Genomic DNA, 18,942 nt, shown 5'->3' on the forward strand with positions numbered 1-18,942 from the left:
GCCCGCCTCAAGATGAGATTTCCCAGTATGTAAGACCCCTTGGAGAACACGAGGTTGATAGGCTCGGGGTGTAAGCACAGCAATGTGTGTAGCTGACGAGTACTAATCGGTCGAGGGCTTATCCTAACTTGTCCGTTCAATTGACGGACAGACGGCAAGCCGCACAGGCAAGAGAATTTCTAAGCGCATCTTCGTTTCGCATCCGGTTTTCAGGGCGCAAGCTCTGTAAAGCTGCGTACTGGACAAGCTCCGGTCGCAAAGTGGCGTGGCGGCGTAGCTCAGCTGGCTAGAGCGTTCGGTTCATACCCGAAAGGTCGGGGGTTCGATCCCCTCTGCCGCTACCATCTCTTTAATTCTCGTGGAGGCTTAGCTCAGCCGGGAGAGCATCTGCCTTACAAGCAGAGGGTCGGGGGTTCGATCCCCTCAGCCTCCACCATTAGATTTAACCACATGGAGCTGTGGTGTAGAGGCCTAACATGCCTGCCTGTCACGCAGGAGACCGCGGGTTCGAATCCCGTCAGCTCCGCCATTTTAAATGGCAATCTTTACGGCTCGGTAGCTCAGTCGGTAGAGCAGAGGACTGAAAATCCTCGTGTCGGCGGTTCGATTCCGTCCCGAGCCACCATTCATTTCCGGTATATGCAAGCCTGTTGGTGCGCAAGCTACCGGGGATCGGGTTCATGACGTGGAGGCTTAGCGAAGTGGCCAAACGCGGCAGACTGTAAATCTGCTCCCTCTGGGTTCGGTGGTTCGACTCCATCAGCCTCCACCAGTTACCCGAGCCATTAGCTCAGTTGGTAGAGCACCTGACTTTTAATCAGGGTGTCGAAGGTTCGAGTCCTTCATGGCTCACCAGTTTAAAACGAAGCAGACGCGTAGTCGTCTGTTTTTTTGTGTTTTCAAGAACATTCGGATATCTCCGTATGAAAGGCGTGATATGCAGGGAAGGTTAAGCGCATCCCGTCCATTCGGAGGAATCGGTATGAAATATCCCTATGTATTCGTATTAGCCTTTTTATGCGTGTTCACTCTCGTTCCCCTCGTCCGGTTGCTGGCCATAAACATCGGATTCGTCGATCGGCCAACCGCGCGCAAAATACATAAAGTCCCCATTCCGCTCAGCGGCGGCGTCGCAATTTATGCGGGCGTTATTATAACGGCGGCAGTCTTTATGCACGACACTTTACTATTTAAGGCGGTAGCGACCGGCGGTGCGGTGCTGGTGCTGATCGGATTGGCGGATGATGCATTCAAGTCCAGAGGACGCGATTTTCCGGTATGGCCCCGCTTGATCCTTTACACGATCGTCTCCTATATTCCGTATGCGTTCGGCATTGCCATCAAGGGCGTATCCTCCCCCTCAGCGGCGTCGATGATATTGTTTAGCGATAGCTGGAGCATGATATTCACGATGCTCTGGGTGTTCGCTCTCATTAACATGCTGAACTTCATCGATGGCGTGGACGGGCTGGCCTCGGGCATAACGGTCATCTCGTCGTTAACACTGTTCGTCGCCTCGCTCGTCAGCCACCAAGAAGTCACCTCTCTTGCAGCGCTCGCCATCGCGGGGGCATGTCTCGCTTTTCTGGCGTATAACTTCCATCCTGCCCGCATTTTTATGGGGGACGCAGGCGCTACTTTTCTGGGCTACATGCTGTCGGTGATCGCGATGGACGGTACGCTCAAGGGTGCGACATTTTTATCGCTGCTCGTGCCGCTGCTGGCATTGGGCGTCCCTATATTGGATACGGCCATTGTCTTTGCAAGGCGGCTGCTCCAGGGCAAAGGGCTTCATCATGCAGATAACCTCCATACGCACCACAGTCTGATGAAGTGGGGATTGTCGCAGGTGCAGACGGTGTCGTTTCTTTATCTGATTGCTGCCGTATTTGCGCTGTTGTCCGTCGTTATTGTATTGCTGCTGCATCCTATCTGAAGCATGCGCTTGGCCCGTCCGGAGTCCGATGTGGTACAATGTGGCTAACGCCAGGCAGACGAGGGGCTCGCAGGATGAACAATTCTAGGCTTCAACAGTTGCAGCAATTGATGAACGCGCCTGTAGAGAGCGTTACCATGACGAAGGCGGAATGGACCAAGGCCGGCGGTGCGAAGCTGCCGGAGGCGGGCGATCATCTGCAGCTCGAACGTTTATTCCTCCTCGTGACGAAGACGGAGAGCAATCAGCTGCAGGTGCTCCGGGCGCAGGCTGAGCTGACGCCGCTGGAGAAGGAACTGCTCAGTTGGCTGGCCAAATATGGCTCAATGTCGAAGGCGGGCAACGTCAGCGCCTCGGAGCTGGAGCGTCAGACGCGTCGGCTCGGAGAATGGCTGCAGCAGTCGATCGACGCCGGCGAGTGGAGGCTGGAAATACCGGAGAGGTTCGAGCTCCACCACCGGCTGTTCGACGGGATGATTCCGTTTCTGCTGATGAGCGAGCAAGCGGAAAATCGGGAGCCCTCCTACGGTGAACTGGAGAAGGTGCTCCGCTCCTATCTATCCGACGATATGCTGCTGATACCGCTCCGGGAGAGAGAATGGCTCATCCTGGGCACCGATCGTCTGCTCGCAGAAGTAGAGACGAACGAAGCGGATCTGATCGAGCGCGGCGAGACCAAGGAGGCGCTCGTATCCCTCGCTACGGGGCTGCACCAGATGCTCACGGAGGAATGGGGCGGCGATTGCCACGTCGCGGTCGGCGAACCGATCATCCCGACAGAGAGCCTCGTCTACGCGGTCGCGATGCTGAGGGAGACGATCTATCTGGGGCGCAAGTTCCATGTAGGCATGCACGTGCATATGCCGTGGCTGGTTCACCTGGAGCGGCTGCTGAGCGGCATTCCGGAGCCCGTCAGGGCCAGATTCATGGACGAGATGTCGGGCAGGCAGGACTTGTTCACGGATCCGGAGACGGTATCGACGCTGGACGCTTTTTTTGCGATGGACTGCAATGTGAGCGAGACGGCCAAGCGCTTGTTCATTCACCGCAACACGCTGCTGTACCGGCTGGATAAGTTGAAGCAAGAGGCGGGCTTGGACGTCCGTTCCTTCAACGATGCCATATTGGTGCGGCTCCTCATGCTATTGTACAAAGTTACGAAAAGGAAATGAATTTTTTGTACGGATTGTGCATAGTCAGTCGTCACGGTCTAAGGTAAGATAAGAACGTACCTTAAACGAAGCGTTAGGGGGAACTTGCAAATGGCAGGCGTACGTTTAGAGCATGTATACAAAAAATATCCGGGTTCCGACAAGGCATCGGTAACCGACTTTAATCTCGACATTCAAGACAAAGAATTCCTCGTGCTGGTCGGCCCGTCCGGTTGCGGCAAGTCGACGACGCTGCGTATGATCGCAGGCCTCGAAGAAATCTCCGAAGGCAAGCTGTACATCGGCGACCGCGTCGTGAACGACGTCGCGCCGAAGGACCGCGATATCGCGATGGTGTTCCAGTCCTACGCGCTGTACCCGCACATGAACGTATATCAGAACATGGCATTCGGCCTCAAGCTCCGCAAGTTCCGCAAGGACGAGATCGATCGCCGCGTACGCGAAGCTGCGCGCACGCTGGAGATCGAGCATCTGCTCGACCGCAAGCCGAAGGCGCTCTCCGGCGGTCAACGTCAGCGTGTTGCCCTGGGCCGCGCTATCGTACGCGAACCGCAAGTGTTCCTGATGGACGAACCGCTGTCGAACCTCGACGCCAAGCTGCGTACGCAGATGCGGGCGAACATCTCCAAGCTGATGAAGCGTCTTGAGACGACTTGCATCTACGTAACCCATGACCAGACGGAAGCCATGACGATGGGCGACCGCATCGTGGTCATGAAGGACGGCTTCATCCAACAAGCAGCTACGCCGGATGAGCTCTACAACCACCCGGTCAACCTGTTCGTAGCAGGCTTCATCGGGGCTCCTGCGATGAACTTCATCACGGGTCAACTGACCGAAGAAGGCGGCGCCGTTCGCTTCAAGGCAACGGGCTTCAACGTCGTCATTCCGGCTGGCAAGGCACAACTTCTTCGCGACAAGGGCTATATCGGCCGCGAGATGATCATCGGCATTCGTCCTGAAGATCTGCACGAAGAGCCGGTATTCATCGAAGCTTCTCCGAACTCCGTCATCAGCGCCAGCATTGAAGTTTCCGAGAACCTCGGTCACGAGATGTTCCTGTATCTGAACGGACTGGGCAAGGACAACGTCATCGCTCGTGTCGATGGCCGCTCCCAGCTGCAAGAAGGCCAGAACATTAAGCTTGCGGTCGATATGAACAAGATTCATCTGTTCGACAAAGACACCGAGCTGAACATTCTCGAAGCTTAATTTACGGCTATTATCGGATCTATTATAAAAAGAGGCCTGGCATCCACCCTTCGGGGCAGGATGCCAGGCCTCTTTTGCATGCGGGCAACGCCAATCCTATATCCCCGCGCCGTCGGCGAACTGGAACTCCTCGCCGGATTCGAACTGGCTCAACACCTTCAGACGGAGCGACTGAAAGTCAGGTCCGGTCTTTTTGCGCGGATAGGCGAGCTCGACGGGAACGATGGTGCTGATCTCGCCGGGACGGGGCTTGAGGATGACGACACGATCGGCGAGAAATACCGCTTCGTCGATATCGTGCGTAACGAAGATCATCGTCGTCTTGTTCGTGCGTCAGATATCTAGCAGTATCTCCTCCTGCATATGCGCGCTGGTCGTCTGGAACGGCGGCTCGGCTTCCGCCCGCGGTCCGGGCGAAGGGGGGCGCACCCTGCTTGAGGCGGCGCTCGACGACGATCTGGCCGCGCCATGGCGGCCGCTTCGCCCTCGAAGAAAGGCTGGGCGAGGTAAGTGCAGACGCGCTCATCGTGCAGGGCGGTGCGGACCGCGAGACGCTGCTCGCGCAGCACGGAAGCTTCAGAGCCGTCGCGCCGCAGCAGCAGTTCCATGATATCGAGCGAGCGAATCATACGTTCAACGTCACGCATCCGTATGCAGGGACGACGCCGGAGCTAGAGAAGGCGCTGGTCGAGACCATCGGCTTCCTGCGCGTCCGGCGGTTGCCTTGACGCAGGGTGAGCAGGCGGGGCGCTTCCGTGTGGGTCATATAGTCCCAGTTAGGAACAAACGAGCGTGATGGTGACGGCGAGCGTGCCAAGTAGTCTCGGGTAGGAACAAACGAGCACGATGGTGGCGGCGAGCGTGCAAGTAGTCTCAGGTAGGAACAAACGAGCACGATGGTGGCGGTGAGCGGGCTAAGTAGTCTCGGGTAGGAACAAACGAGCACGATGGTGACGGCGAGCGGGCTAAGTAGTCTCGGGTAGGAACAAACGAGCGTGATAGTGGCGGCGAGCGGGCTAAGTAGTCTCGGGTAGGAACAAACGAGCACGATGGTGGCGGCGAGCGGGCTAAGTAGTCTCGGGTAGGAACAAACGAGCGTGATGGTGACGGCGAGCGGGCTAAGTAGTCTCGGGTAGGAACAAACGAGTGTGATGGTGGCGGCGAGCGTGCCAAGTAGTCTCGGGTAGGAACAAACGAGCGTGATGGTGACGGCGAGCGTGCCAAGTAGTCTCGGGTAGGAACAAACGAACGTGATAGTTATGACACATATATTAGATGAAGGCGAGGAATTGCCATGACAACCGAAGCGCAAACGGCGCTGGCCGCAACCGGTCTGCTGGGCAGCTGGAGAGCGGAGATCGGCTGGTCCAGAGAGGCCGAGTCGACGATGGCGGAGCGCGATACGACGCCGTTCTTCGAGGCATTCACCGCGCAGCACCGGGGGACCTGAACCGGCCGGCGCGCCCCGGCCGCGGCAGCCGAACCGAATAGCGACGATACAGACCGAGCCAGCCTCTTATGAAGAGCGCTGGTTTTTTTTATGCGGACGGCGCTCGCGTCCGCATCGCGCTTCATGCCGCCGCCTGTCCGCGCCGCCTGCGGTTTGCATTGATTTCCTCCCTTATTTTCGTTACGATGATGAAGATGAAGAGTGCGTTGGAGGGAGCTGTACGATGGCTAAAAAAGTGAAGGTATCCGAGCTCGTGCAGCAATTTCAACTGGAGGTCGTCGCCGGCTCGGAAGGCATGCGGCGCACGATCGTGACGGACGACTTGAACCGGCCGGGCCTTGAGATGGCCGGCTATTATGATTATTATCCGGGCGAGCGGACGCAAATTCTCGGCAAAACGGAGCTGGCGTTCCTCGAGCGGCTGACGAGCGAGGAGCGTCTGGAGCGGATGCGGCATATTTGTGCCGAGGAGACGCCGTGCATCATCATCACGCGCGGCCTTGATGCGCCGGAGGAGCTGATCGCGGTAGCGGAGGAGCGGCATCTGCCGGTGCTGCGTTCGGGTACGGCGACGACGACGCTGCTGAGCCGGATCACCAACTTCCTCGAAAAGAAGCTGGCGCCGACGACGACGATCCACGGTGTGCTCGTGGACGTCTACGGCGTCGGGATGCTGATTATCGGCGGCAGCGGCATCGGCAAGAGCGAGACGGCGCTGGAGCTGGTCAAGCGCGGCCACCGGCTCGTGGCGGACGATGCCGTCGAGATCAGGCAGACTGCCGATAACTTCCTGTACGGGAGCGCGCCGGAGCTGATCCAGCACTTGCTGGAGATTCGGGGACTCGGGATTCTGAACGTCATGACCCTGTTCGGTGCCGGCGCCGTACGGAACACCAAGCAGATCGGGCTCGTCATCAGGCTGGAGAATTGGCAGCAGGACAAGCAATACGACCGCCTGGGGCTGGACGAGGAGACGACGCGGATCATCGATACGGACGTGCCGCTCGTGACGGTGCCCGTCCGTCCGGGCCGCAACCTGGCTGTCATCCTCGAGGTGGCGGCGATGAACTACCGGCTGAAGCGGATGGGCTACAACGCCGCGCTGCAGTTCACCAACAAACTCACCGAAGCGATCGCCGACGAAGACAACGAATAATCCGCGCTGGCGGTTCTATTCGGAATAAGGCTTTAGAGACGGAGGATACTCATGTTGCTGCCCATGCGGCTCGAATCGATTGCATTTCATCTGGGTCCCATCCCCGTGCACTGGTACGGGCTTATCCTCGGCACCGGTGCGCTGGTCGGGCTTCTGCTCGCCATCCAGGAGGGCAAGCGGTTCGGCTTGTCCGCCGATTTTTTCCTGGATCTGATGCTGTACGGCGTGCCGTCGGCGATCATCGCCGCCAGGCTGTATTACGTATTGTTCAAGTGGGACTACTACAGCAAGCACCCCGGCGAGATCGTTCAGATCTGGAACGGCGGCATCGCCATCTACGGCGCGCTGATCGGCGCGTTGCTATGCGGATTTTTCTACTTCCGGCACAAGGGCTATTCGTTCTGGCGGGTCGTCGATATATGCGCGCCTTCCCTGCTCGCAGGCCAGATGATCGGACGGTGGGGCAACTTCGTCAATCAGGAGGCGTACGGCGGGCCGGTGACTGGGACGTTTCTGAGCAGCGAGCTACATCTGCCGGCCTTCATCGTCAGGCAGATGTATGTCGTCGACGCGAACGGAGCGGCGGCTTATCATCACCCGACCTTCCTCTACGAGTCTCTGTGGAGCCTGCTCGGGCTGGTCGTCCTGTTCGTGCTGCGTCGTCAGAAGTTCCTGCGCAAAGGCGAGCTCTTTTTTACATACTTCATCTGGTATTCGATCGGCCGCTTCTTCATCGAAGCGCTGCGCACGGACAGCCTGGCCTTCAAGGGACCGGACTGGCTCGCATCGTTGCTCAAGGCGCTGTGGACGCCGATGGGCTGGATGTTCGGCGAGCAGGGCGCGCTCGATCCGGCTTACGGCAATGTGCGCAGCTCGCAGCTGCTCGCGCTGCTGATCGTCATCGCAGGCATCATCGCGATCGTCGTATGGCGCATCTTGCAGCCGAATCGCGAGCGCTACCTCGACCCGCTGATCAGCTACAAGACGAACGACGCGCCGAATGGAGAGGCCGGGCCGACCGCCTCCCCCGCCGTTGCCGCCGTTCCCGCTGTTCCCGTGCAAGACCCCGTCCAACAGGAGCGGGAGGAAGAAAGGAAGCCTGCAGATGAGTCAGACAACCGGCAAGACCGAAAAGAAGATTGAGGCGGTACTGTTCGATCTCGACGGCACGATCGTGGATACGAATGAGCTGATCATTCAGTCGTTCCTGTCCTGCCTGCAAGGAATCGTGCCGCCGGAGTTCGGACGCGAGCAGATCATTCCGATCATGGGGCAGACGCTTGTATCCCAGCTGCAGCAGTTCTCGGGGCGTGAGCAGGTGGAAGATCTGATCGCCGGCTATCGCGCTTATAATATGGCGCATCACGACGACATGGTGTCATTGTTCCCGGGTGTGCTTGAAGTCGTGCCGATGCTCAAGAGCGCCGGCCTGAAGCTGGGCGTCGTCACGACCAAGATGCGGCCGACGACGGAGCGGGCGCTCAAGCTGCTCGGACTGTACGATTATATGGATACGATTGTGACGCTGGACGATGTCGAGCACGCCAAGCCGCATCCGGAGCCGGTCGAGAAGGCGCTGCGCGCGCTGGACGTCGCGCCGGAGCAGGCGATCATGGTCGGCGACAGCACGGTCGATATCGGATCGGCGCTGGCCGCAGGCAGCTATGCGGTAGGCGTCTCCTGGTCGCTCAAGGGAGAAGCGCCGCTGCGGGAGGCCGGCGCGCATCGCATCATACACGATATGCGCGGGCTGCTGCCGCTTTGCGGGTTGGAGGGATGAACGGTGCGGAGAGTCGAGCGGTATCCGGTCGAAGGGCCCAATGCGTTGTGGCAGGTATATCGTACCGTATCGCGGCTTAAGGCTGTCCGTAACTTCGTTTTTATCCAGATCGCCAGATACTGCCCGGAGCTCTCGGTCAAAAATTGGATTTATCGACATGTGCTCGGCATGAAGGTCGGCAAGGAGACGTCGTTTGCGCTGATGGTGATGGTCGACGTTTTTTTCCCGGAGCGGATCACGATCGGGGACAATTGCATCGTCGGCTACAACTCCACGCTGCTGACGCATGAGTACCTGATCAAGGAGTACAGGCTCGGCGACATCGTCATCGGCTCGCATGTGATGATCGGCGCCAACGTGACGATTCTGCCGGGCGTGACGATTGGGGACCACGCCGTGATCGCGGCGGGCTCGGTCGTGCACAAGGATGTGCCGGCGCATGCGCGCGTCGGCGGCAATCCGCTGCGCATGCTCGGGACCGCAGATGAGCCTCCCCGGGATGTGCCGGACGGTGCGGGCGGACGGGACGTCGAAGAACCGGCGATGCTGTAGCCGCATCCGCGAGGAACTCGTTGTCCATGATGCGTCCGAAGGGCGAGCGCAGCCCGACAAGTATTAGAACCGAAGGCGATGTTTCGTCGGCTTTCGGTTTTTTTTATGCCCCGGGCCGTCAACTTGACGACTGAGGACGGTCGTGATAAAGTGAACAATATCTTTATTTTGGCAGTATGGTAACATGGTATCGCTTTAACGCGATGAAGTATTGGCGGCTGGTCCGCTTCAATTATAGCGAGGTGTCTACCAATGTCCAAACCCAAAGGCTTCGAAAAGCCGATCGGCGTCAAGGACTATCTGCCTCATGCGGTCGCGAAGCTGCGGCGGATCGAGCATGAGGTGCTCGATTGCATGAGGGGCTGGGGCTACGAACAGATCATGACGCCGACGATCGAATATTACGATACGGTCGGCGTGGCGAGCGCGACTTCCGATCAGAAGCTGTTCAAGCTGCTGAACCAGCGCGGCACGACAATCGTGCTGCGCTCCGACGTCACGGCGCCGATCGCCCGCGTCGCGTCGTCGCTGCTCAAGGAGCAGGCATTCCCGCTGAGGCTCAGCTATCATGCCAACGTATTCCGCGCCTTCGAGGAGGAGGCCGGACGGGAAGCGGAGTTTTTCCAGACTGGCGTCGAATTGATCGGCGATCCGTCGCCCGAGGCGGATGCCGAGGTGATCGCGCTGGCCATCGCTTCGCTCAAGGCGGCAGGCGTGCCCGCATTCAAGATGGCGGTCGGCCATGTCGGCTTCCTGAACGGGCTGTTCGGCGATACGCTGCCGGGCCGGACCGAGGCGCAGGAGCAGCTGAAGGCATGCTTGCTGCAGCGCGATTATGTCGGCTACCGGGCGGTCCTTCGCGAGCTGCGGCTGGAGGAGGATGTGCTGCGGGAGCTTGAAGGCTTGCTGCGTCTGCGCGGCGGACAGGAAGTGTGCGATCAGGCGCTGCAGCTGCGCGTGAGCGACGATGCGCGGGAGGCGATCCGGCATCTGTGCGAGATGTGGGACGTGCTCGGCGCCTACGGCGTGCAGGATCAGGTGCTGATCGACCTGACGATGATCGGTGATTTTTCCTATTATACAGGCATGACGTTCGAGGGCTACGCCTCGCAGCTCGGATTCCCGGTATGCAGCGGCGGCCGCTACGACAACCTGCTGGCGCAGTTCGGCCGACCGGCGCCCGCGACCGGCTTCGCGCTCAAGACGACGCGGATGCTGGAGGTCGCGGTGGGTGAGCAGGAGACGCCGGAGCGGGTGCTGATCCGATATTCGCCGAATCGCAGAGGGGACGCGCTCAAGGCGGCGGCCCGGCTGCGCGCCGAGGGGCAGACGGTCGTGACGGAGGGGATCGGGCAGCTTGGAGCGGTCGCGGCCGGCCTCAACGGCGGCTCGGCGGCTGCTGACGGCGACCGCGCGCATGCGGCCGCGACGGCGCCGGGCTCCAGGCATCGGGGCGACGCGTACGACCGGGTGCTGACATTCGAAGAGGGCGGAGGAGATCCGGTATGACGGACGGCGGCACGGTACTCAAGGTTGCGATGCCCAAGGGGCGTATCTACAAGCAGGCCAGCAAGCTGTTCCGCCAGGCGGGACTGCCGATTCCCGAGGACTTCGACGATTCGCGCCGGCTCATCATCCCGGTCCCGGAGGCGAACATGGAGTTCATCATGGCCAAGCCCGTGGACGTGCCGACCTACGTCGAATATGGCGTGGCGGACATCGGCATCGTCGGCAAGGACGTGCTCATGGAGGAGAACAAGGACGTCTACGAGCTGCTGGACCTGGGCATTGCCAGATGCCGGATGTCGGTCATCGGGCTGCCGGGCTGGGAGCCGGTCATCCATCCGCGCGTAGCGACGAAGTATCCGCGGGTGGCCTCGCAATATTTCCGCGAGCGCGGCCAGCAGGTCGAGGTCATCAAGCTGAACGGCTCGATCGAGCTGGCGCCGCTCATCGGCTTGGCGGATCGGATCGTGGACATGGTCGAAACGGGCAAGACGCTGGTGGAAAACGGGCTGGTGGAGATGGAGCCGATGTTCGAGGTGACGAGCCGGCTGATCGCGAACCGCGTCAGCTACCGGCTGCAGAACGGAGCGATCCAGTCGCTGTGCGACCGGCTGTCGGAGATGCTGGCGGCGAGAATCTAAAGGCGCGCCTCATTCGAGAACGGCGAGATCGCGGCCGGGACGCTCGGAAAGCGGCGCAAGCGGCAACGCTGCGCCAACACAATCAGTAAGCGTCGGGGAGGAATCGGCATGTACAAAGGACCAGCGAGCGGCTTCAAGCTGGAGCGGGAGAGCGAGTACGGCTCGCCGGTGCAAAACGCGGCCGTCGCCGAGATTGTGGCCGCGGTCAAGGCGGAGGGAGACGCCGCGCTGCTGCGGTATACGGAGGCGTTCGACCGGGTGCGGCTGGACGCCTCGGAGCTGCGCGTGACGGCGGCGGAGATTCAGGCCGCGTACGACCGGGTCGAGCCTTCGTTTCTGGAGGCGCTGCGCCGGGCGGCAGCCAACATCACGGCGTTCCACGAGAAGCAAAAGCGCCAGTCGTGGATCGACGTGCAGCCGGATGGCACGATGCTCGGCATGTCGCTGCGTCCGCTGGCGCGCGTCGGCCTGTACGTGCCGGGCGGCAAGGCGGCGTATCCGTCGTCCGTGCTGATGAACGTGCTGCCCGCCAAGGTCGCGGGTGTGCCGCAGATCGCGATGGTGACGCCGCCGGCGACCGGCGGTCGCGAGGGCATCGACCCGTACATTCTCGTGGCGGCGGCCGAGGCCGGCGTCACCGAGATGTACCGGGTCGGGGGCGCGCAGGCCGTGGCCGCGCTGGCCTACGGCACGGCGAGCATCCCGGCCGTGGACAAGATTTGCGGCCCGGGCAACATCTATGTGGCGCTGGCGAAGCGCGCCGTGTTCGGCGCCGTCGACATCGACAGCATCGCCGGGCCGAGCGAGATCGTCGTGCTGGCGGACGACACGGCCGACGCGCGTTATGTAGCCGCCGACATGCTGTCGCAGGCGGAGCATGACGAGATGGCGTCGGCGATGCTGGTGACGCCGTCGGAGCGGCTCGCGCGCGAGGTCGAGGCGGAGCTGGAGCGGCAGGTCGCCACGCTGCCGCGGCGCGAGATCGCCGAGCGGTCGCTGGCGCAGTACGGCGCGATCCTGACCGTGAGCGATCTCGCGGAAGGGATCGCGGTCGTGAACAAGCTGGCGCCGGAGCATCTGGAGATTATGACCGAGGACCCGCTCGACCTGCTCGGACGGATCGAGAACGCGGGCGCGATCTTCCTCGGCCCGTACAGCTCGGAGCCGGTCGGGGACTACTTCGCAGGTCCGAACCATATCCTGCCGACGAATGGGACGGCGCGGTTCTCCTCGCCGCTGAACGTCGACGACTTCGTGAAGAAGTCGAGCCTGATCCGCTACAGCCGCGAGGCGCTGCTGCGGGATGCGGCGGGCATCGCGACGCTGGCGCGGCACGAAGGATTGGAAGCCCACGCGAGGGCTGTAGAGATTCGTATGAGGGAAGGCGGAGATCAATAGATGACACAGGAACTTACGGCGGCGGCAGGCGGCGGGCGGCGCTCTGAAGTCGCGCGCACAACGAACGAAACCGATATCAAGCTCGCATTCGGCGTGGACGGCACAGGGGAAGTTAACCTGGAGACGGACGTACCTTTTCTCAACCATATGCTCGATCTGTTCGCCAAGCACGGCCAGTTCGACCTGAAGGTCGAGGCGCGCGGGGACGTGGACATCGACGATCACCACACGGTGGAGGATATCGGCATCTGTCTCGGGCAGACGCTGCGGGAAGCGCTCGGCGACAAGGCCGGCATCAAGCGCTATGCCAGCGTGTCCGTGCCGATGGACGAAGCGCTCGCGCAGGTCATCGTCGACGTGAGCAACCGTCCGCACTTCGAGTACCGCGCGGAGTACCCGTCGCAGACTGTCGGCAGCTTCAGCACGGAGCTCGTGCACGAGTTTCTGTGGAAGCTGGCGCTGGAGTCGCGCATCACGCTGCACGTCATTGTCCACTATGGCAAGAACACGCATCATATGATCGAAGCGGTGTTCAAGGCGCTGGGACGCGCGCTGGACGAAGCGACGCAGATCGATCCGCGCGTGAAGGGCGTGCCGTCGACGAAGGGAGTGCTGTAGGATGATCGCGATCGTCGACTACGGCATGGGCAACCTGCACAGCGTGAGCAAGGCGATTGAGCGGCTCGGCCGGGAAGCGCGCGTGACGTCGTCGCGGGAGGACATTCTCGCTGCGGACGGGGTGCTGGTGCCGGGCGTCGGCGCGTTCGGGGATGCGATGCGCAATCTGCGGGAGACCGGTCTGGACGCGGTCGTGCGCGAGTCGGCGGCGGCGGGGCAGCCGCTGCTCGGCATCTGCCTCGGCATGCAGCTGCTGTTCGCGGAGAGCGAGGAGCATGGCCGGCACGAGGGGCTCGGGCTGCTGCCGGGTCGGGTGGTACGGTTCCAGGGCGACTACAAGGTGCCGCATATGGGCTGGAACGAGCTGCGGTTCGAGCAGCCGGAGCATCCGTTGTTCGCGGGGCTGACGCCGGGGCATGTGTACTTCGTACACTCGTACCATGCGCTGCCGGAGCGGCGGGAGGACCTGCTGGCGACGACGGACTATCATCAGCCCGTGACGGCGATTGTGGGCCGGGACAACGTGATGGGCATGCAGTTCCATCCGGAGAAAAGCGGCGAGCTCGGCATGGCGCTGCTGCGTCGGTTCGTGGAGCTGGCGGAGAGCGGCGCGAAGGGCTGAGCGTCGGGTGTGGCTGCAAGGAGGCGGCGGGGCGAGGCGCTCTCGGCGCGTTAGCTGCGAGCCTGCGTGGTACTCTCGGCGCGTTAGCAGCGAGACCTGCGTGGTACTCTTGGAGTGTTAGCTGCGAGGCCGCGCGGTACTCTCGGCGCGTTAGCTGCGAGACCTGCGTGGTGCTCTCGGAGTGTTAGCTGCGAGGCCTGCGATGTGCTCTCGGCGCGTTAGCTGCGAGACCTGCGAGGCGCTCTCGGCGCGTTAGCTGCGAGGCCGCGCGGTACTCTTGGAGTGTTAGTTGCGAGACCTGCGTGGTACTCTTGGAGTGTTAGCTGCAAATATGCAGTTAAATCCCGGGAGAGGCGGCATGTTCGGGGGGATAGCTGCAAATATGCAGTTAATCTCGTAAAAGTGGCCGGAATTCGGCGTAGGATCGGAATATAGCTGCATATTCGCAGTTATCGTCGTCAAGCAGTGTGTGTCGGGAGATAATAACTGCATATTTGCAGTTATCGCGTGCGCGCCGGTTTTCTAAGTAACTTTGTAGTGGCTGAGCGGCTGCGGGAGCGCGAGTGGCAAGAGCAGCTGCTGTGCGAGCGGCTTCTGGCTTGCTTCGGGTGCGGGCGGTTCGGTCGTTTTCAGCCCGTGAGACGAGGGCTTAGGCGCCAGCAATAGCGGATATTGACGGTGGGAGGCATTCTTTTGTCCAAGTTCATTATTTACCCTGCGATTGATATTCGGGGCGGCAAGGCGGTCCGGCTCGTGCAGGGCGACTATAATCGCGAGACGGTATACAACGACGATCCGGTAGCGGCGGCGAAGGATTGGGAAGCGCAGGGCGGCCAGTGGGTGCATCTGGTCGATCTTGACGGCGCAAAGGCGGGACATCCGGTGAATGACGAGCTGATCGGCCGGATCGCGTGCGCGGTGCAGGTGCCGGTGCAGGTCGGAGGCGGCCTGCGGACGGAGGCGGATGTGGAGCGGCTGCTGTCGCTTGGCGTGTCGCGTGTGATCCTGGGGACGGCGGCGATCGAGGATCGCGCGTTCGTATCGACAGTACTGGCGAAGCACGGCGCCAAGGTCGCAATCGGCATCGACGCACGCGACGGCTATGTGGCGACGCGCGGCTGGCTGGAGACTTCGCAAGTGCGCGCGGAGGATCTGGCGAAGGAGCTGGCGGAGGAAGGCGCGGAGACGTTTATCTTCACCGACATCTCGCGCGACGGCATGATGGGCGGGCCGAACGTCGAGGCGATCGTGCGACTGGCGCAGGTGTCCGGCCGTACGGTTATCGCGTCGGGCGGTGTCAGCAAGCCGGAGGATCTCGCGAATCTGGCGAAGCACGCGGCGGACGGCGTCGGCGGGGCAATCGTCGGCAAAGCGCTGTACACGGGCAGCATCTCGCTGGCCGAGGCGGTTGCGGCTTACAAGTAAATTTGCTCTAAGTACGGGTATACTCGCATAATCGCCAGCTCCACAAAGCTGCAAACTAATATGCTGTACCGGAGTTACGCGACAGTGCCGCGCAACGGCCACCAATCGCGGCGAATGGGCCGGAGTTATGCGACAGTACCGCACATCGGCCACCAATTGCGGCGAATGGGCTGGAGTTACGCGACAGTGCCGCACAACGGGCACCAATCGCGGCGAATAAGCCGGAGTTATGCGACAGTGCCGCACAACGGCCGCCAATCGCGGCGAATGGGCCGGAGTTATGCGACAGTGCCGCGCAACGGCCACCAATCGCGGCGAATGGGCCGGAGTTATGCGACAGTGCCGCACATCGGCCACCAATTGCGGCGAATGGGCCGGAGCTACGCGACAGTACCGCGCAACGGCCACCAATCGCGGCGAATGGGCCGGAGTTATGCGACAGTGCCGCGCAACGGCCATCAATCACGGCGAATGGGCCGGAGTTATGCGACAGTACCGCACAACGGGCACCAATTGCGGCGAATGAGCCGGAGTTATGCGACAGTGCCGCACAACGGCCACCAATCGCGGCGAATGAGCCGGAGTTATGCGGCAGTACCGCACAACGACCGTATGTCGCGGCCCGGCGGCGGCAATGGCAGCTTGCCGGAACATGCCAAGCAAGCGAAGGAGGCAAGTCTATGTTAGCCAAACGCATCATCCCCTGTCTCGACGTCAAGGACGGGCGGGTCGTCAAGGGCGTCAACTTCGTCAACCTGCGCGACGCGGGCGATCCGGTGGAGTTGGCCGAGATCTACGATCGCGAGGGCGCCGACGAGCTGGTGTTCCTCGACATCTCGGCCTCGGTCGAAGGCCGCGCGACGATGGTTGACGTCGTCCGCCGCACCGCGGGCGAGATCACGATCCCGTTCACGGTCGGCGGCGGCATCTCCACGGTCGACGACATGAAGCGGCTGCTGCGCGCCGGCGCGGACAAGATCGGGATCAATACGGCTGCGATCCGCAACCCCGATCTGATCTCGGACGGCTCGCGCGTGTTCGGCGCGCAGTGCATCGTCGTCGCCATCGACGCCAAGTACAACGCGGAGTGGGGCGAATGGGAGATCTTCACCCACGGCGGGCGCAATCCGACCGGCATCCGCGCGATCGCCTGGGCACAGGAGGCGGCGCGGCGCGGCGCAGGCGAACTGCTGCTGACGAGCATGGACGCCGACGGCACGAAGGACGGCTTCGACAACGCGCTCACCCGCGCCGTATCGGACAGCGTGAGCATTCCCGTCATCGCCTCGGGCGGCGCGGGCAACGCTTCGCACTTCGCGGACGCCTTCTCGGAGGGGCGCGCGGATGCGGCGCTCGCTGCGAGTATTTTCCACTATAAAGAAGTGACGATCCGCGAGGTCAAGGACGTGCTGCGGAGCCAAGGAGTGAATGTAAGATGAGCGAGACGCTGCTGGATATGATCAAGTGGGATGCGGACGGCCTCGTGCCTGCAATCGTGCAGGACGCGGTCAGCAAGGAAGTGCTCATGATGGCATACATGAGCAAGGATTCTCTCAACCTGACGCTGGAAAAAGGGGAAACCGTGTTCTGGAGCCGGTCGCGGCAGGAGCTGTGGCACAAAGGGGCGACGAGCGGTCATACGCAAAAGGTCGTGTCTCTGCGCTACGATTGCGACGGCGACACGCTGCTCGTGCTGGCGGTTCCAAACGGCCCCGCCTGCCACACCGGAAGCTACTCCTGCTTCTACCGGGACGCGTCCGGCGAACTGCCGGAGGCGTCGCTGCCCGCGGCAGACCGCTTCGCGCCGCTCTCCGAGCTGGAGTCGACGATCGCCAGGCGCCAGGCCGAGCGGCCGGAAGGCTCCTATACGACCTACCTGTTCGACAAGGGCCTGGACAAGATCCTGAAGAAGATCGGCGAGGAGACGGCCGAGGTCATCATCGGCGCCAAAAACCACGACCGCGAAGAGACGCGCGCCGAGGCGGCCGACCTGATCTTCCACCTGATGGTGATGCTGCGCGAGGAGGGCATCCCCCTCGACGAGGTGCTGCAGGAGCTCGAATTCCGCCACCGCAAGCCGACCAAAAAAAATTGACCGACGCGACGCCGAAGCCGCCGGTCTCCCGGACGCCGTGCTGGCGCGGGGAGACGGCGGCTTCGCGCGCCACGGCTCCGCGAGATTCTAAATGCTGGCTTCGCGTCCTGCAAAAAGTGACGAAAATGTGCCAAAACGCTCGAATTAAAGTCGGACATGCGTCGCATACCCCTTTGGATAACCAATGACGTCATGTATAATAGAAGAGACAAAAATGCGGCGACGCCGCGACTGATTAATCTTGGAGGCGCACAATGTACAGCAGCAAGCTTCGTATTTTTTCCGGATCGTCGAATCCCGTGCTGGCGGAGAAGATCGCCGAGCAGCTCGGGCTGCCGCTAGGCAAGATCACGCTATCTCGCTTCAAGAGCGGCGAGGTGTACGTGCACTACGAGGAGACGATTCGCAATTGCGACGTGTTCCTCGTGCAATCTTTGTCACATCCGATCAACGATTACTTCGTAGAGCTGCTGGTCATGATCGACGCGGCCAAGCGGGCATCGGCGCGTACGATCAACATTGTGCTCCCTTACTACGGATATGCCCGCCAAGAGCGCAAGGCCGCGCCGCGTGAGCCGATCTCCGCGAAGATGGTCGCGGATGTGCTGACGACGGTCGGCGCGACCCGGATCGTCACGATCGACCTGCATGCGCCGGCCATCCAAGGCTTCTTCAACATCCCGGTCGATCACCTGACGGCGCTCGATCTCATCAGCGACTATCTGCGGGCCAAGAACATCCGCAACCCGGTCATCGTATCGCCTGACGCCGGACGAGCCTCCACCGCCGAGAAGCTGGCGAACCAGCTCGACTCTCCGTTTGCGATCATGATCAAGAAGCGTCCCGCCCACAACGAATCGGTCATCACGCATGTCATCGGCGAGGTCGAGGGCTTCACTCCGATCATCATCGAGGACATGATCGACACGGGTACGACGATCGTGAACGTCGTCGAGGGGCTCAAGGAGCGCGGCTCCGAGGACGTCTACGTGTGTGCGACGCATCCGCTCTTCTCCGGCAGCGCCCTGCAGAAGCTCGATCACCCGAGCATCCGCGAGGTCGTCGTCACCGACTCGATCCTGCTGCCGAACGATCGCTCCGACCGCTTCAAGGTGCTGTCCGTGGCGCCGATGCTGGCCGAGGCGACGCGCATCATCACCGAAGGCGGCTCGATCAGCACGCTGTTCAAGACCGCCGGCGTCTGACGCCGGATTCGCGATTGCGGGCCGAATCCCCCTGCAGCAGACACGCAGCTCCTGCGTGGATGCCGGGGGGATTTTTGCTTGTCCGTCCTGTGTCGTCCCGCCATTTCTGGCCGTCCGGACTGCAGCGATAATGTTTATGGGCCAAGCTTCCTTGCGGTTATTCGTTTCAAGGTT

Annotated in this window: 19 protein-coding genes, 6 tRNA genes and 1 rRNA gene; 25 read left to right on the plus strand and 1 reads right to left on the minus strand. The window is 61.5% G+C overall.

Features of this window, described 5'->3' with window-relative positions; translation table 11 throughout:
- The 10 genes from VQ071_RS00005 to VQ071_RS00050 all read left to right on the plus strand — a co-directional run.
- Window positions 1–126 (plus strand): 23S ribosomal RNA (locus VQ071_RS00005); the annotation flags it as partial.
- 141 nt (window positions 127–267) lie between these two features.
- Window positions 268–344, plus strand: a tRNA-Met gene (locus VQ071_RS00010).
- A 16-nt stretch (window positions 345–360) separates the two neighbouring features.
- Window positions 361–436, plus strand: a tRNA-Val gene (locus VQ071_RS00015).
- Window positions 437–452: 16 nt separating this feature from the next.
- A tRNA-Asp gene (locus VQ071_RS00020) sits at window positions 453–529 on the plus strand.
- Between the two features lie 20 nt (window positions 530–549).
- A tRNA-Phe gene (locus tag VQ071_RS00025) sits at window positions 550–625 on the plus strand.
- A 62-nt stretch (window positions 626–687) separates the two neighbouring features.
- A tRNA-Tyr gene (locus VQ071_RS00030) sits at window positions 688–772 on the plus strand.
- Between the two features lie 7 nt (window positions 773–779).
- Window positions 780–855: transfer RNA gene (locus VQ071_RS00035), tRNA-Lys, on the plus strand.
- Window positions 856–982: 127 nt separating this feature from the next.
- Window positions 983–1,936, plus strand: coding sequence for an MraY family glycosyltransferase (locus VQ071_RS00040; protein WP_340511791.1), 954 nt, complete (start codon window positions 983–985; stop codon window positions 1,934–1,936).
- A 74-nt stretch (window positions 1,937–2,010) separates the two neighbouring features.
- Window positions 2,011–3,108, plus strand: a complete 1,098-nt coding sequence (locus tag VQ071_RS00045; RefSeq protein ID WP_340511792.1) for a PucR family transcriptional regulator — start codon at window positions 2,011–2,013, stop codon at window positions 3,106–3,108.
- A 90-nt stretch (window positions 3,109–3,198) separates the two neighbouring features.
- Window positions 3,199–4,320: an ABC transporter ATP-binding protein gene (locus VQ071_RS00050; protein ID WP_340511793.1), complete on the plus strand. Its 1,122-nt coding sequence runs from the start codon at window positions 3,199–3,201 to the stop codon at window positions 4,318–4,320.
- A 96-nt stretch (window positions 4,321–4,416) separates the two neighbouring features.
- Here VQ071_RS00050 and VQ071_RS00055 read toward each other — a convergent pair whose 3' ends face one another.
- Complete coding sequence (locus tag VQ071_RS00055) at window positions 4,417–4,635, minus strand: hypothetical protein (protein WP_340511794.1); 219 nt, start codon at window positions 4,633–4,635, stop codon at window positions 4,417–4,419.
- A 119-nt stretch (window positions 4,636–4,754) separates the two neighbouring features.
- Here VQ071_RS00055 and VQ071_RS00060 point away from each other — a divergent pair, with 119 nt between their 5' ends.
- The 15 genes from VQ071_RS00060 to VQ071_RS00130 all read left to right on the plus strand — a co-directional run bounded on the left by VQ071_RS00060 (window position 4,755) and on the right by VQ071_RS00130 (window position 18,768).
- Window positions 4,755–5,048, plus strand: a complete 294-nt coding sequence (locus VQ071_RS00060) for an alpha/beta fold hydrolase (protein ID WP_340511795.1) — start codon at window positions 4,755–4,757, stop codon at window positions 5,046–5,048.
- A 566-nt stretch (window positions 5,049–5,614) separates the two neighbouring features.
- Window positions 5,615–5,770, plus strand: coding sequence for a hypothetical protein (locus VQ071_RS00065; RefSeq protein WP_340511796.1), 156 nt, complete (start codon window positions 5,615–5,617; stop codon window positions 5,768–5,770).
- A 223-nt stretch (window positions 5,771–5,993) separates the two neighbouring features.
- Complete coding sequence (gene hprK / locus VQ071_RS00070; protein WP_340511797.1) at window positions 5,994–6,926, plus strand: HPr(Ser) kinase/phosphatase; 933 nt, start codon at window positions 5,994–5,996, stop codon at window positions 6,924–6,926.
- A gap of 51 nt (window positions 6,927–6,977) precedes the next feature.
- Window positions 6,978–8,069, plus strand: a complete 1,092-nt coding sequence (gene lgt, locus VQ071_RS00075) for a prolipoprotein diacylglyceryl transferase (protein ID WP_340511798.1) — start codon at window positions 6,978–6,980, stop codon at window positions 8,067–8,069.
- On the plus strand, window positions 8,032–8,706 hold the full coding sequence (gene ppaX / locus VQ071_RS00080) for a pyrophosphatase PpaX (protein WP_340511799.1): 675 nt from the start codon (window positions 8,032–8,034) through the stop codon (window positions 8,704–8,706). The genes lgt and ppaX overlap by 38 nt, the downstream gene beginning before the upstream one ends.
- A gap of 3 nt (window positions 8,707–8,709) precedes the next feature.
- Window positions 8,710–9,258, plus strand: a complete 549-nt coding sequence (locus tag VQ071_RS00085; RefSeq protein ID WP_340511800.1) for an acyltransferase — start codon at window positions 8,710–8,712, stop codon at window positions 9,256–9,258.
- 252 nt (window positions 9,259–9,510) lie between these two features.
- Complete coding sequence (locus VQ071_RS00090) at window positions 9,511–10,767, plus strand: ATP phosphoribosyltransferase regulatory subunit (RefSeq protein ID WP_340511801.1); 1,257 nt, start codon at window positions 9,511–9,513, stop codon at window positions 10,765–10,767.
- Window positions 10,764–11,405 (plus strand): ATP phosphoribosyltransferase, encoded by a 642-nt coding sequence (hisG, locus tag VQ071_RS00095; protein WP_340511802.1) that lies wholly within the window; start codon window positions 10,764–10,766, stop codon window positions 11,403–11,405. The genes VQ071_RS00090 and hisG overlap by 4 nt, the downstream gene beginning before the upstream one ends.
- A 108-nt stretch (window positions 11,406–11,513) precedes the next feature.
- Complete coding sequence (gene hisD, locus VQ071_RS00100) at window positions 11,514–12,803, plus strand: histidinol dehydrogenase (RefSeq protein WP_340511803.1); 1,290 nt, start codon at window positions 11,514–11,516, stop codon at window positions 12,801–12,803.
- Window positions 12,804–13,421, plus strand: coding sequence for an imidazoleglycerol-phosphate dehydratase HisB (gene hisB / locus VQ071_RS00105; RefSeq protein WP_340511804.1), 618 nt, complete (start codon window positions 12,804–12,806; stop codon window positions 13,419–13,421). It abuts the gene before it with no gap.
- 1 nt (window position 13,422) lies between these two features.
- Entirely contained in the window at window positions 13,423–14,043 is a 621-nt protein-coding gene (gene hisH, locus VQ071_RS00110) for an imidazole glycerol phosphate synthase subunit HisH (RefSeq protein ID WP_340511805.1), read from the plus strand.
- A gap of 693 nt (window positions 14,044–14,736) precedes the next feature.
- Complete coding sequence (gene hisA / locus VQ071_RS00115; protein WP_340511806.1) at window positions 14,737–15,468, plus strand: 1-(5-phosphoribosyl)-5-[(5-phosphoribosylamino)methylideneamino]imidazole-4-carboxamide isomerase; 732 nt, start codon at window positions 14,737–14,739, stop codon at window positions 15,466–15,468.
- A 680-nt stretch (window positions 15,469–16,148) separates the two neighbouring features.
- A complete protein-coding gene (gene hisF, locus VQ071_RS00120; protein WP_340511807.1) occupies window positions 16,149–16,907 on the plus strand; it encodes an imidazole glycerol phosphate synthase subunit HisF in 759 nt (252 codons plus the stop codon).
- Window positions 16,904–17,563, plus strand: coding sequence for a bifunctional phosphoribosyl-AMP cyclohydrolase/phosphoribosyl-ATP diphosphatase HisIE (gene hisIE, locus VQ071_RS00125; protein WP_340511808.1), 660 nt, complete (start codon window positions 16,904–16,906; stop codon window positions 17,561–17,563). The genes hisF and hisIE overlap by 4 nt, the downstream gene beginning before the upstream one ends.
- A 254-nt stretch (window positions 17,564–17,817) precedes the next feature.
- The gene (locus tag VQ071_RS00130) at window positions 17,818–18,768 is read left to right on the plus strand and encodes a ribose-phosphate diphosphokinase (protein WP_340511809.1); all 951 of its coding nucleotides are present in this window, start codon (window positions 17,818–17,820) and stop codon (window positions 18,766–18,768) included.
- The last annotated feature ends 174 nt before the right edge of the window (window positions 18,769–18,942 follow it).

It is taken from the genome of Cohnella sp. 56, assembly GCF_037963805.1.
Taxonomy (GTDB): Bacteria; Bacillota; Bacilli; order Paenibacillales; family Paenibacillaceae; genus Cohnella.

Coding starts and splice junctions, on each gene's coding strand:
- hisIE (WP_340511808.1), top strand. CDS start 16,904: ATGAGCGAGACGCTGCTGGATATGATCAAGTGGGATGCGGACGGCCTC.
- hisB (WP_340511804.1), top strand. CDS start 12,804: ATGACACAGGAACTTACGGCGGCGGCAGGCGGCGGGCGGCGCTCTGAA.
- VQ071_RS00040 (WP_340511791.1), top strand. CDS start 983: ATGAAATATCCCTATGTATTCGTATTAGCCTTTTTATGCGTGTTCACT.
- hisF (WP_340511807.1), top strand. CDS start 16,149: ATGTTAGCCAAACGCATCATCCCCTGTCTCGACGTCAAGGACGGGCGG.
- VQ071_RS00130 (WP_340511809.1), top strand. CDS start 17,818: ATGTACAGCAGCAAGCTTCGTATTTTTTCCGGATCGTCGAATCCCGTG.
- VQ071_RS00050 (WP_340511793.1), top strand. CDS start 3,199: ATGGCAGGCGTACGTTTAGAGCATGTATACAAAAAATATCCGGGTTCC.
- VQ071_RS00045 (WP_340511792.1), top strand. CDS start 2,011: ATGAACAATTCTAGGCTTCAACAGTTGCAGCAATTGATGAACGCGCCT.
- ppaX (WP_340511799.1), top strand. CDS start 8,032: ATGAGTCAGACAACCGGCAAGACCGAAAAGAAGATTGAGGCGGTACTG.
- hprK (WP_340511797.1), top strand. CDS start 5,994: ATGGCTAAAAAAGTGAAGGTATCCGAGCTCGTGCAGCAATTTCAACTG.
- hisH (WP_340511805.1), top strand. CDS start 13,423: ATGATCGCGATCGTCGACTACGGCATGGGCAACCTGCACAGCGTGAGC.
- VQ071_RS00055 (WP_340511794.1), bottom strand. CDS start 4,635: ATGATCTTCGTTACGCACGATATCGACGAAGCGGTATTTCTCGCCGAT.
- VQ071_RS00090 (WP_340511801.1), top strand. CDS start 9,511: ATGTCCAAACCCAAAGGCTTCGAAAAGCCGATCGGCGTCAAGGACTAT.
- hisG (WP_340511802.1), top strand. CDS start 10,764: ATGACGGACGGCGGCACGGTACTCAAGGTTGCGATGCCCAAGGGGCGT.
- hisD (WP_340511803.1), top strand. CDS start 11,514: ATGTACAAAGGACCAGCGAGCGGCTTCAAGCTGGAGCGGGAGAGCGAG.
- lgt (WP_340511798.1), top strand. CDS start 6,978: ATGTTGCTGCCCATGCGGCTCGAATCGATTGCATTTCATCTGGGTCCC.
- VQ071_RS00065 (WP_340511796.1), top strand. CDS start 5,615: ATGACAACCGAAGCGCAAACGGCGCTGGCCGCAACCGGTCTGCTGGGC.